Below are 13,800 nucleotides of genomic sequence, written 5' to 3'. Positions count from 1 at the left end.
ACTGGCTTTTAGCTGTTAGCGGTGGATGGGTAGTTTGGGATAAGTGCCTGCCGTGCTAACGAGTGCCTCCCCTGCTAAGTGCTCCCCACGCAGTGGGTGGGAAAAGAAAACCCCTGAATAAAACTTCAGGGGTTTTGGTTTTTGTTTTGGAGGTTTTATGCTTGAACATTGTTACCTCCCAATACGAAAGGCTCAACTTCTTTTATTTCTCCGAATTGTTGTTCGTAGTTAGCAATATTTTGTTGAAGAGCATTTAAAACTCTTTTTGCGTGAAGAGGAGCAAGGATTACTCGGCTTCTTACATTCGCTTGCTGAACGCCTGGCATAAGCTGGATGAAGTCTAAAACAAACTCCGAAGGAGAATGATTTACAAGCGCAAGGTTGCAATAAGCTCCCATAGCCACAGCTTCGTTCAACTGAATGTTGATGTTGTTGTCTTGATTCTGATTGTTGTCCATTTTATTAATTGTTTTAATGTTAATTTTGAAAGTTTGAAAGTCCAAATATACTGAACTTTCAAACATTTTCAAATAGAATATTTACTTGTATTAGTTGTGATCTTCAAAGTCTTTTTTAAGACCAACGAGGAAATCCTGATAATCTTTAAGACCTGTTCCCGCAGGGATTCTATGCCCTACGATTACATTTTCTTTCAATCCATTGAGGTCATCTACCTTACCAGATACAGCAGCTTCGTTGAGAACTTTCGTAGTCTCCTGGAAGGATGCGGCAGACATAAACGACCTTGTTTGAAGCGCTGCACGGGTAATTCCCTGGAGCACAGGCACAGCAGTAGCAGGGAGAGCATCTCTCACTTCTACGAGCTGTAAATCTTCTCTCTTGAGTTTAGAGTTCTCATCTCTAAGCTCGCGAGCGGTAATCATCTGCCCTGGTTTAAAGTCTTTGGAATCTCCTGCATCTACAACTACTTTAAGACCGAAGATACGGTTGTTTTCATCGAGGAAGTCATACTTATGCTCAAGGGCAGCTTCGAGGAAGCGGGTGTCTCCACCATCTACGATTTCTACCTTCGTCATCATCTGTCTTACGATGATTTCAAAGTGTTTGTCATCAATTTTCACCCCTTGGAGACGATATACCTCCTGGATTTCATTAACGATATACTCCTGAACGGCTGTTGGCCCTTGGATTCTGAGGATATCGTCTGGTGTAATGGAGCCGTCTGAAAGCGGAGTACCTGCTCTTACAAAGTCGTTCTCCTGAACGAGAATCTGGCTGGAAAGTTTTACCAGGTAAATTTTTCTTTCACCTGTTTTTGCCTCCACGATAAGCTCTCGGTTTCCTCTCTTGATTTTACCGTAAGAAACTACACCGTCTATCTCGGTAACCACAGCTGGATTGGAAGGATTTCTCGCTTCAAAGAGCTCGGTAACCCTCGGAAGACCACCCGTGATATCCCCTGCCTTAGCAGATTTACGAGGAATCTTGATGAGGATTTTCCCTGCTTTGATTTTCTCTCCGTCATTAACCATCAAGTGAGCACCCACAGGTAAGTTGTAAGACTTCTGCTCTACACCTTTGGAATCTACAACTCTAAGGGTAGGAACGGCTTTCTTACCTCTTGCTTCTGAGATTACTTTTTCTTCAAAGCCTGTCTGCTCATCTATCTCTAATTGGAAAGAAACCCCTTGAATAATATCTTCATAAGCTACCTTACCAGCAGTCTCTGCAATGATAACCGCATTATATGGATCCCACTTACAGATAAGGTCTCCTTTTTTCACTTTATCGCCTGGTTTTACAGAAAGTATGGAACCATAAGGGATATTCTGAACCATAAGCGGAGTACGAGCAGCATTATCTGCTACCAAACGGAATTCCGTAGAACGAGAAACTACGATTTCTACCTTATTGCCGTTTTCGTCTTCTGAAGTAATGGTTCTGATTTCATCAAGCTCTACGATACCGTCTTTCTTAGCAACGATAGTAGGGTTTTCAGAGACATTCCCTGCAGTACCCCCTTGGTGGAAGGTTCTAAGGGTAAGCTGAGTACCTGGCTCACCAATAGACTGAGCTGCGATAACACCTACTGCCTCACCCATATGAATCATCTTACCAGTAGCGAGGTTTCTACCGTAGCACTTCGCACAGATACCTCTTCTTGCCTCGCAAGTAAGCGGTGAACGAACTTCTACACTCTCAATACCAGACTCTTCAATTTTCTGAGCCAATGCTTCATCGATAAGTTCATCTGCACTAACGATGATCTCATCGGTTTCTGGATGATAAACATCGTGAAGGGAAACTCTACCCAAGATTCTTTCAGAGAGTTTCTCTACAACCTCATCATTTTTCTTCAATGGAGTAACATCTACACCTCTGAGCGTACCGCAATCATCTTCTGTAATGATGACATCCTGCGCTACATCCACAAGTCTTCTTGTAAGGTAACCCGCATCGGCAGTTTTAAGTGCCGTATCGGCGAGACCTTTTCTCGCACCGTGGGTAGAGATAAAGTATTCCAAGATGGAAAGACCTTCCTTAAAGTTTGCAACGATAGGGTTCTCGATAATCTCTGCACCTACGGAACCTGCTTTTTGAGGTTTAGCCATCAGACCACGCATACCAGAGAGCTGACGAATCTGCTCTTTGGAACCCCTCGCCCCAGAGTCGAGCATCATATACACAGAGTTGAAGCCTCCCTGGTCGGTAGTCATTCTCTGCATAATCATCTCGGTAAGGCTGGCATTGGTATTCGTCCAAACATCAATTACCTGGTTATAACGCTCTGTATCTGTAATAAGACCCATATTATAGTTTGCCTTAATCTCATCAACAGTTTCAACCGCTTTGGCAATCATCTGTTTTTTCTCCTCTGGAACTACGATGTCTCCAAGGCTGAATGAAAGCCCACCTTTGAATGCGTTATAATAACCTAAATTCTTCATATCATCGAGGAACTTCACTGTGGTTGGGAAGTCTGTTTCAGCTAAGATTTTACCGATAACATTTCTCAATGATTTTTTAGTCAGCAGCTCATTTACATAACCTACCTGCTTAGGTACAATTTGGTTAAATAAAATTCTACCAACCGTAGTTTCAATAAGTTTTATTTCAAAATCTCCTTGTTCATTTTTTACAGGGAGCTTACATTTTACTTTTGCATTAAGTGAAGCCCTGCCCTCATTATAAGCTATTTCTGCTTCTTCTGGGGAGTAGAATGCCAAGCCTTCACCTTTTATCTTATGCTCTTCGGTAGAGATACCTTCTTTGGTCATAAAGTAAAGCCCGAGAACCATATCCTGAGACGGAACAGTAATAGGCGAGCCATTTGCTGGGTTCAAGATGTTTTGAGAACCGAGCATCAACAGTTGAGCTTCCAAAATTGCCTCTGGCCCGAGAGGTAAGTGTACCGCCATCTGGTCACCGTCAAAGTCGGCATTAAACGCAGTAGTTACCAATGGGTGAAGCTGGATAGCCTTACCTTCGATCATCTTAGGCTGGAATGCCTGAATACCCAATCTGTGGAGGGTAGGCGCACGGTTGAGGAGTACGGGGTGACCTTTCATCACATTCTCCAAAATATCATACACCACAGGCTCTTTTCTATCGATGATTCTCTTCGCAGATTTTACGGTTTTTACGATACCTCTCTCTATCAGCTTTCTGATGATAAACGGTTTGTAAAGCTCTGCTGCCATATCCTTAGGAAGACCACACTCATGAAGCTGAAGGCTTGGACCAACGACAATTACCGAACGAGCAGAGTAATCTACCCTCTTACCTAAGAGGTTCTGACGGAAACGCCCTTGCTTACCTTTCAATGAATCTGAAAGGGATTTAAGTGGTCTGTTGGATTCGGATTTTACAGCAGAAGATTTTCTTGTATTATCAAATAAGGAATCTACTGCTTCCTGAAGCATACGCTTCTCGTTTCTTAAGATTACCTCTGGAGCTTTGATTTCCAATAATCTTTTCAAACGATTGTTTCTAATGATAACCCTTCTGTAAAGGTCATTGAGGTCAGAAGTAGCGAAACGACCACCATCTAATGGAACGAGAGGTCTCAATTCTGGCGGGATTACAGGAAGTACGCGCATTACCATCCACTCTGGGCGGTTTATCATTCTTGTATTCGCACTTCTAAGCGCTTCTACTACATTCAGACGCTTAAGGGCTTCTGTTCTTCTTTGCTTAGAACCTTCGCTGTGAGCCTTATGTCTCAAATCAAAGGAAAGCGCATCGAGGTCTATTCTCTTCAATAGCTCTTCCACAGCTTCAGCTCCCATTTTAGCAATAAACTTATTAGGATCTGAATCATCAAGATATTGATTGTCTGCTGGGAGGCTGTCTAATACATCGAGATATTCCTCTTCCGTAAGGAACTCCATTTCCTCAAAGTCTGAGCCATCTGCTTTTTTAGCAATACCTTGCTGGATGACTACATACCTCTCATAATAGATAATCATATCCAACTTCTTGGAAGGCAGCCCAAGAAGGTAGCCAATCTTATTCGGAAGAGAACGGAAGTACCAAATGTGAGCTACTGGAACTACTAAATTAATATGCCCAATTCTCTCACGACGCACTTTTTTCTCGGTAACCTCTACACCGCAACGGTCGCAAACGATACCTTTATAACGAATTCTCTTATACTTACCGCAGGCACACTCATAATCCTTTACAGGACCAAAGATTTTCTCACAGAAAAGACCATCTCTTTCTGGCTTGTGCGTACGGTAGTTAATAGTCTCTGGTTTTAGAACCTCTCCTCTTGATTCTTGAAGAATAGATTCTGGAGAAGCCAAACCAATGGTGATTTTATTAAATCTGCTTGATTTATTTTTATTTGACATTTGATTAAATTTTGGATTTCAGATTGAGATTTCAGGTTGAAGAGATATTCTCTCCCAAAATCTTTTATCTAAAATTTATCATTATAATATTATAATCTAAAATTACTCTTCAAGTCTTACATCAAGTCCAAGACCTTGTAACTCGTGAAGTAATACATTAAAGGATTCTGGGATGCCTGGTTCTGGCATTGGGTCTCCTTTTGCAATTGCTTCATAAGTTTTAGCTCTACCAATCACATCATCAGACTTCACAGTCAGAATTTCTCTCAAGATATTTGATGCTCCGAATGCTTCAAGAGCCCAAACCTCCATCTCTCCAAAACGCTGACCACCGAACTGCGCCTTACCACCAAGCGGCTGCTGAGTAATAAGCGAGTAAGGACCGATAGAACGAGCGTGCATCTTATCATCTACCATATGCCCAAGTTTCAGCATATAGATAACACCCACAGTAGCTGGCTGAGTGAATCTCTCACCCGTACCACCATCATAGAGGTAAGTATTTCCATATTTAGGAAGACCTGCCTTATCGGTGTACTCAGTGATTTGTTCAAGGCTTGCACCATCAAAGATTGGCGTAGCGAACTTCAATCCGAGTTTTTTACCTGCCCATCCGAGTACAGTCTCATAAATCTGACCGATGTTCATACGAGAAGGTACCCCAAGTGGGTTAAGAACGATGTCTACTGGCGTTCCGTCTTCCAAGAATGGCATATCCTCCTCACGAACGATTCTGGATACGATACCTTTGTTACCGTGGCGACCTGCCATTTTATCACCTACATTCAGCTTACGCTTCTTAGCGATATAGACTTTTGCGAGTTTCATAATACCCGCAGGAAGCTCATCACCGATGGAAACAGCAAATTTCTCACGGTTTTTAACCCCTGCCAAGTCGTTATACTTAATCTTATAATTATGAATCAATTGTTTGATTAATTCATTCTTATCGCTATCTACCGTCCAGCCTGCACCATCTATATTTACATAATCTTCAATAGATTGTAGAAGTTTCAAGCTGAATTTAACCCCTTTGCTGATGATTTCTTCTCCCAAGTCATTTTGGATTCCCTGTGAAGATTTACCATTAACCAAAACAAGAAGTTTCTCAATAAGGGTTTGTTTCAATTCATCAAACTTAGCCTTGTAAGTATTTTCAATTTCTTCAAGTTTAAGTTTTTCTTCTGTTCTTTTCTTTTTATCCTTGATATTTCTGGAGAAGAGTTTTTTATCAATGACAACTCCGTGAAGTGAGGAATCTGCTTTCAATGAAGCATCTTTTACATCACCTGCTTTATCGCCAAAGATAGCTCTAAGGAGTTTCTCTTCCGGTGTAGGGTCAGACTCTCCTTTTGGAGTAATCTTACCTATCATAATATCACCAGGTTTTACCTCTGCTCCGATTCTAATCATACCATTTTCGTCAAGGTCTTTAGTAGCCTCTTCGGAAACATTCGGAATATCAGAAGTAAGCTCTTCCATACCGAGTTTAGTATCACGAACTTCAAGGGAATACTCATCTACATGAATAGAGGTGAACCAGTCTTCACGAACCACTTTTTCATTGATTACGATAGCATCCTCAAAGTTGTAACCTTTCCAAGGCATAAAAGCAACCACCAAGTTTCTACCCAAAGCAAGCTCCCCATTTTCGGTAGCATAGCCACCACAGAGCACCTGACCTTTCACTACCTTATCTCCTACTCTTACGATAGGTTTCAAGGTAATGGTAGTTGATTGGTTGGTCTTTCTAAACTTAGGAAGATTATAAGTTTTAGTAGCAGAATCAAAGGATACCAAATCTTCTTCCTCTGTTCTGTCATATTTTACTACAATTTTAGAAGCATCTACATACTCCACTACACCTGCTCCTTCTGCATTAATCAGTACTCTGGAATCTACAGCCACCTGCTTTTCGAGACCTGTACCTACAATTGGTGCTTGTGGTTGTAATAATGGAACTGCCTGACGCATCATATTCGAGCCCATCAGCGCACGGTTCGCATCATCGTGCTCCAAGAATGGGATAAGAGATGCAGAAATACCCGAAATCTGGTTAGGTGCTACATCTATTAAATCTACCTGTGCAGGTTCTACTACAGGATAATCACCATCAAGACGAGCGATAACCCTTTCGGTAGCGATGGTTCCATCATCTTTCATCTCTACATTCGCCTGAGCAATAACCTTGGATTCTTCATCCTCAGCATTAAGGTAAATAGGTTCTGAATTGAGATCTACTTTACCGTTTTCCGTCTTTCTATATGGAGTTTCAATGAAACCTAAGTTATTAATCTTAGCATAAATACCCAATGAAGAAATCAAACCAATGTTCGGACCTTCTGGTGTCTCGATTGGGCAAATCCTTCCGTAGTGCGTATGGTGAACATCTCGCACCTCAAAGCCCGCTCTCTCTCTGGAAAGTCCGCCAGGCCCAAGGGCAGATAATCTCCTCTTATGGGTAACCTCTGAAAGCGGGTTCGTCTGATCCATAAACTGAGAAAGCTGGTTGGTTCCAAAGAAGGAATTAATCACAGAGGTAAGGGTCTTTGCATTTACCAGATCCACAGGAGTGAATATTTCATTATCACGAACATTCATTCGCTCACGGATGGTTCTTGCAATCCTTGAAAGACCTACACCAAACTGACCAGCAAGCTGCTCTCCTACGGTTTTAATCCTTCTATTAGAAAGGTGGTCTATATCATCTACCTCAGCCTTAGAGTTTACGAGCTCTATAAGGTGTCTTACGATAGCGATAATATCTTCTTTTGTAAGCACTTCTACATCTTCTGAGATATTAAGACCTAATTTTTTATTCAATCTGTAACGACCTACCACACCTAAGGAATATCTCTGCTCGGAGAAGAAGAGTTTCTCAATAATTCCCCTTGCCGTTTCCTCATCTGGTGGGTCAGCATTTCTCAACTGACGATAAATATATTCTACTGCCTCTTTTTCAGAGTTCGTAGGGTCTTTCTGCAATGTATTCTGGATAATAGAGAACTCTCCACTGTTTTCTTTATGAATCAGGATAGATTTCACGCCAGCCTCCAAAATCATATCGATATGCTCCTGTTCGAGGACTGTCTCCCTATCGAGTATAATTTCATTTCTCTCAATAGAAACCAGCTCTCCTGTATCTTCATCTACAAAGTCCTCAAACCAAGTATTTAGCACTCTCGCAGCCAAAGTTCTCCCTTCCACCTTTTTAAGGGCAGCCTTAGATACTTTTACCTCTTCTGCAAGGTCAAATATTTGAAGAATGTCTTTATCAGACTCATATCCGATAGCTCTAAGAAGGGTGGTTAGCGGTAATTTTTTCTTACGGTCAATGTACGCATACATTACATTGTTAATATCCGTAGTAAATTCCATCCAAGAACCTTTGAAAGGGATAATCCTCGCATAGTATAGTTTAGAACCATTTGCGTGATAAGTTTGTCCGAAGAAGCCACCTGGCGAACGGTGCAACTGCGTAACAACTACCCTCTCAGCACCATTGATAATAAACGAACCACTCGGTGTCATATACGGAACAGGTCCTAAATACACATCTTGAATTACCGTTTGAAAATCCTCGTGCTCAGGGTCTGTACAATATAACTTCAATCTCGCTTTAAGAGGCACAGAATAAGTAAGTCCTCTCTCCACACACTCATCAATAGAGTATCTTGGGGAGTCTACCAAATAATCCAAAAACTCTAATACAAACTGATTTCTGGAATCCGTAATCGGAAAATTCTCTTGGAATGTTTTATACAGACCTTCGTTCTTTCGGTTTTCTGGCAGCGTATCAAGCTGGAAGAATTCCCTAAAAGATTCAATCTGCAAATCCAAGAAATCAGGAGCAACTAATTTCCCTTTTACTGAAGAGAAATTAATTCTTTGATTTTGCTGGGTTTCAGCTGATTTTTTACTCATAAAAATTTTAAGAATAAATTAATTGTTAAAAAATATTTTGATTACGCTAAAAAATATCAGACTCAAAAAGCTGAATAAGCACAAGAGCGTCGCAAGGCAATAAGTATTTTGGTGCAAATAGTAAAGAAAGCCGTTGCCGTAATCTACCTTTTGTTATTCATTTTCAGTCTAACTGCAACGCCGGTATATCTTTTCACGGAGTAGTGCAAAATATTTTTTATTTTTTCTCTTTTGGGAACAAGAAATTGACTATTCTAAGAAAATACACAAATAAAACAGCCCTCCTGACATCTATCAGAAGAGTATAATTATCAATATATTACCAATAAACAAACAATGAATTGCACCAAATGAGACCGCAAATATATACAAATGAATTTAATATCACAAACCTTTTCTAAGCAAGAACCCCTCTTATATCTCTGAGAATAAAGTTTATTTTTAATTTAGTTTTATCAAAAATAATTATACATTTGCCGCCCTAAATTCTTCATTTTGAATAAAAATCTATTCTATATAGTATTCTCGTTTTTGATTTTCATCTGTAAGGGGCAAAACTACTCCCTTAAAATCCAAGTACAATCTGCTGAGGACAGAAAAGCAATGGCAGATGCTACAATCAACTTAAAGAATACCGTTGAGAGCAGTATTAAGTTCAGTACCAAAACCCATTCAGAAGGCAAGGCGATAATAGAGAATATTCCACAAGGCTCGTACGCGCTTTTAGTCGCTAAAGAAGGTTATAAAACCTATTCTCAGACTATTTCTATCGATAAAAACCTCAGCACAGAGGTCTATCTATCTCCAAAGGTGATTAACATTCAAGAGGTGGTCATCACTGCAAAAGAATCTACTGGGCTTAGCAGTACCTCTGTGATAGATAAGAGGGCTATGCAACATCTTCAGCCCTCAAGCTTTTCGGATATACTGGAACTTCTCCCTGGTGGCACTACCAAAGACCCCATATTTAACGCCTCTAATAAAATCCGATTAAGAGAAACGGGCATAAAAGGCGACAATTACAACACCTCATCATTAGGCACTGCCTTTCTTATGGACGGGCACAGAATAAACTCCAATGCCAATATGCAATACACCACAGGTAAGGATTTCCAAATCAATCTCTCGTCTGGTTCGGTAGCAAAGCGGAGGGATAATACCCACACAGGAGTAGATATGCGAACCATCTCTACCGATCAGATAGAGCGCGTAGAAATCATCAGAGGAATCCCTTCCGTAGAATATGGAGACCTCACCTCTGGCTTGGTAAAAATCATCCGAAAGAAAGGGCACACTCCCTATACTGGCAGGTTCAAAGCCGATGGCATCAGCAAGCTCTTCGCTATAGGAAAAGGTTTTGAGCTCAATAAAAACTGGAAGCTCAATTTTGATGCAGATTATTTAGATGCTATTTCAGACCCTCGAAATTCTTTTGAAAACTTTAAGAGGCTCACCGCATCTGCCCGATCGGAAAAAGTTTGGGAGAATACCCACCGAAGAATCAGCCTCAATTCCAATATAGACTTCTCCCAGACCATAGATAATGAGAAAGCCGACCCAGACAATGATTTCGGGAGTATAGACAGCTACCGCTCATCCAATAAAAACCTCAGCTTTGGCAATCGATTAGAATGGGAATTTCTCGATTCAAAACTCATCAAGAAGATAGAATGGGAGCAATACCTCAGTCAGGACTTCGACAGAATTGAGCAAACCCGATTTGTGCAGTTAGACCGCCCCACTGCCGTTCCCAATACCCTCACAGAAGGGGTATCCGATGGCGTATTCCTAAAACCTAAATACATCTCTCATCTCGTGGTAGACGGCAAACCGCTGGATATCCGAACCAAGGTAATGGCAGACTTTGATTTCTCCATTCGCCAGTTTCTCAGCTCCACAAAGCTCGGTTCCGAGTGGAACTACTCCAAGAACAACGGCTCTGGGCAAATCTTTGATGTCTTCACCCCACCTACTCCCGATATGGATACCCGAAAAAGAGCCTACAAAGATATCCCCGCCTACCAAGACCTGTCTTTCTTTATAGAAAACCAGTCCAGCCTTCCTTTCGGGAAGCATTTGGCGAAAGTGGCATTAGGGCTCAGGGCATCTTCGTTGATAAATCTACCTTCACTATATAAGATGCAAGGGAAATACTATGCAGACCCAAGAATCAGCTTACAGTGGAAGTTTGCCAAGCTCCCCATACTCGGGAAGGAGCTATCTACCAGCATTACGGCGGGCTATGGGCTTCAAACCAAGTTCCCGACCCTGCTCACCCTCTATCCAGAGAAGATTTATAAGGACTTTACCCAGCTCAATTACTATCACCCCAACCCTAATTACAGACGGATTAATATCCGTACGCATATCATCAATCCGACCAACTACGACATCAGCCCCGCTATCAATAAAAAATGGGAGCTAAGGGCAGATTTCTCCTATGCTGGCACCTCCCTTTCGGTAACTTACTTTGATGAGAAGATGAGCACCGGCTTTCGAGACCTCTACCTCTACAAAAAGATGGATTTTAAGCAATATGATGCCTCCGGGATAGACTACAATACGATAACGGTACCCCCAGCCATAGAAAGCCTGCCTTATAAAGAAATCAGCAGCTTAGAAAAATACACGACCAACTCCAATGGTAGCGAAACCTGGAAGCGAGGAGTAGAATACCAGCTAATGACCAAGAGATTTCCCTCCATCAAGACGAGATTTACCCTTAATGGTGCTTTCTTTAATACCATCTACCGAAACAGCCTCCCGATTTACCGCGAACCTCAAAAGAAAATCATAGGAAGTAGCGGACAAGCACAGACCTACCTCGGGCTCTACGAAAGCGTGGAGGGCTATGATATGCAAAACTTCAACTCTAATCTCACGATTGATACCTATCTGCCCAATCTGGATATGGAAATCTCGCTTTCTCTGCAATTTCTCTGGTTTCATATCAGGCAGGATATGCCCCTTAGCGGTACGCCCATCGCCTATATAGCACCAGACGGCTCGGAGCATATCTACACCGAAAAAGACAAGCAAGATGCCCTCCTCCAATGGCTCAACATCAGCTATAACGAAGATGCTTTTAAACGATACAGAACCCCTTGGTCTATGAGCTCTAACATAAAAGTCTCCAAGACCATTTACAAAAATTACAGGCTGGCAATGTTCGTTAATCATCTCTTTAACTACGACTCTCCTTACGAGCAAAACGGCATATACCTCAGCAGGAGAGCAAAGGCAAGCCCTTATTTTGGAATGGAACTTAACTTTAAATTTTAATACTAATTTTTTAAATCGTTTTTTATGAAACAGTTTTTTATTATCACCGCGGCTATGGTATCCGCGCTATGCAATGCCCAATCTAAAACAAAAACCATCGACTTGGGCAAAAAAGAGGGTGGTGCGAATGACTACTATTACTCCGCCTTCTACACTTTTAATGACAATGAAGCTAAACTCATTGATAACTACACCTGGCATATCGGTTTCTACACCAAAGACGGGGATAAGACCGATATTCGCGTAAACAGCTTCGGGGCAAACACCCTCTACTACCCCAAAACAGCAGTAGAGAATATTGAGGATTTCACTACAAAACCCGATGTAAGAGATAATACTTATAATGATTACATCAACAACCTAGAAAACTGGGGCAGCGGCGGTGCTTTCTCCCAAAACGCAAACCCTGCTGATAGCAACGACTTCGGGTGGGGAACGAAACAAGCCGATGGCAGCATCAAAGGGAATAAAGTTCTCCTCCTCCAAGACAGAAGAGGGAAATACTACAAAATCAAAATCGATTTTAAAGACAATGCCCGATACAGCATCTCCTATTCCGTCTATACACGCTCACAAGGAGGCTGGCAACCGACCAAAACCGCTTCCATCCCTGTAAATACCACAGGGGCTGACTATACCTATTTCAACCTCGAGACCGATTCTACCGTAGAATTCCTCCCAGATGCCGATAAATGGGACCTAATGCTTACCAAATACTACGATAAACTCGAAGTGCCTAACCCTTTCACGGGCGAGAACTTCTTTTTCTTCGGTGTGCTACAAAGCCCTGAGGTTTCCGTAGCCAAAGTAGCCCAAAGCACAGGGGTGGATGGCGTAACCGATGCCGATTACAGCACCAAAGCTACCTCCATCGGGCATATCTGGAATACCCTTGATGATCAAAACACCGATGAAGACATCGAGCTGACCGATGATAAATACTTCTTCGTGAAGAATAAAAAAGGAATTTACAGATTGGTGTTTATCTCTCTGAAAGATATGTACGATGGGCACAAAACCACCTTTAAGACCGAGATCCTCAAAGACCTCAGTATGTCTGTACTCACTGCCAAAGCAGATAAATACAACATCTACCTCGCACAAAACCCAGCGAAGAACAAAACCGTAGAACTCGTCTTCAACCTGAAAAACCACAGCTCCGAGCCTGTAAAAATCAGTGTATTCTCTATGAGCGGACAGCAAGTGCATCAAGAAGCCATCTCCTCTTCCGGGACCTTCTTCACCAAAAAGCTACACTTGCCACAGCTCCCAGCAGGCACCTACATCGTAGCTGTGCAACACAGTGGCCAACAAAAAACAATTAAGGTAATTCTCCAATAACCTTAACCTCTTAGCAGGGGAGGAGATGATTATTTTTAAATATTTCCTCCCTATGCTAATGGGTGGTAAGTGCATCACCTGCAAGGTGCCACGCCAGTGGGTGGGTTGGAGCTGGATTCACGCGAATTTTCTTCCAATGAGAAAAAAAAGTGGCAAGATTCACGCGTTTCTTCCTCCAATGAAAAAAATATTGACAAGATTCACGCGTTTCTTCCTCCAATGAAAAAAATATTGGCAAGATTCACGCGTTTCTTCCTCCGCACCGTAGCCGGTGAGGCAATTATTTTTAAGAACGCCCCACGCACCGTAGCCGGTGAGGCAATTATTTTAAGTGCTCCCCACGCAGTGGGCTTAAGTGGAGCTAGAATGCAGCATTCTTCCTTCAATGAAGACTGGATGACGCTAGAATGCAGCAATTCTTGCATTAAATAGAAAT

At 41.9% G+C, this 13,800-nt stretch carries 6 protein-coding genes; 3 read left to right on the top strand and 3 right to left on the bottom strand.

Annotation, left to right across the window (positions count from 1 at the left end; translation table 11 throughout):
- Positions 1–155: 155 nt before the first annotated feature.
- From D8991_RS02205 to rpoB, 3 genes are all read right to left on the bottom strand, one after another.
- On the bottom strand, positions 156–458 hold the full coding sequence (locus tag D8991_RS02205; RefSeq protein ID WP_120489672.1) for a DUF3467 domain-containing protein: 303 nt from the start codon (positions 456–458) through the stop codon (positions 156–158).
- A gap of 90 nt (positions 459–548) precedes the next feature.
- Positions 549–4,817, bottom strand: coding sequence for a DNA-directed RNA polymerase subunit beta' (gene rpoC, locus D8991_RS02200; RefSeq protein ID WP_120488560.1), 4,269 nt, complete (start codon positions 4,815–4,817; stop codon positions 549–551).
- Positions 4,818–4,919: 102 nt separating this feature from the next.
- Positions 4,920–8,741, bottom strand: a complete 3,822-nt coding sequence (rpoB, locus tag D8991_RS02195) for a DNA-directed RNA polymerase subunit beta (protein WP_120488559.1) — start codon at positions 8,739–8,741, stop codon at positions 4,920–4,922.
- Positions 8,742–9,236: 495 nt separating this feature from the next.
- Between rpoB and D8991_RS02190 the strand changes: the two genes are divergently transcribed.
- The 3 genes from D8991_RS02190 to D8991_RS08905 all read left to right on the top strand — a co-directional run bounded on the left by D8991_RS02190 (position 9,237) and on the right by D8991_RS08905 (position 13,796).
- Positions 9,237–12,023, top strand: coding sequence for a TonB-dependent receptor (locus D8991_RS02190; protein ID WP_245957165.1), 2,787 nt, complete (start codon positions 9,237–9,239; stop codon positions 12,021–12,023).
- 24 nt (positions 12,024–12,047) lie between these two features.
- Complete coding sequence (locus D8991_RS02185) at positions 12,048–13,364, top strand: T9SS type A sorting domain-containing protein (protein WP_120488558.1); 1,317 nt, start codon at positions 12,048–12,050, stop codon at positions 13,362–13,364.
- 231 nt (positions 13,365–13,595) lie between these two features.
- On the top strand, positions 13,596–13,796 hold the full coding sequence (locus D8991_RS08905) for a hypothetical protein (RefSeq protein WP_162926727.1): 201 nt from the start codon (positions 13,596–13,598) through the stop codon (positions 13,794–13,796).
- Positions 13,797–13,800 lie beyond the last annotated feature (4 nt).

Source organism: Bergeyella cardium (assembly GCF_003614945.1).
Lineage (GTDB): Bacteria > Bacteroidota > Bacteroidia > Flavobacteriales > Weeksellaceae > Bergeyella_A > Bergeyella_A cardium.
Note: the sequence above shows the minus strand (reverse complement) of the source record. Positions and strands in the feature narration are given on the sequence as shown.

Coding starts and splice junctions, on each gene's coding strand:
- D8991_RS02205 (WP_120489672.1), bottom strand. CDS start 458: ATGGACAACAATCAGAATCAAGACAACAACATCAACATTCAGTTGAAC.
- rpoC (WP_120488560.1), bottom strand. CDS start 4,817: ATGTCAAATAAAAATAAATCAAGCAGATTTAATAAAATCACCATTGGT.
- rpoB (WP_120488559.1), bottom strand. CDS start 8,741: ATGAGTAAAAAATCAGCTGAAACCCAGCAAAATCAAAGAATTAATTTC.
- D8991_RS02185 (WP_120488558.1), top strand. CDS start 12,048: ATGAAACAGTTTTTTATTATCACCGCGGCTATGGTATCCGCGCTATGC.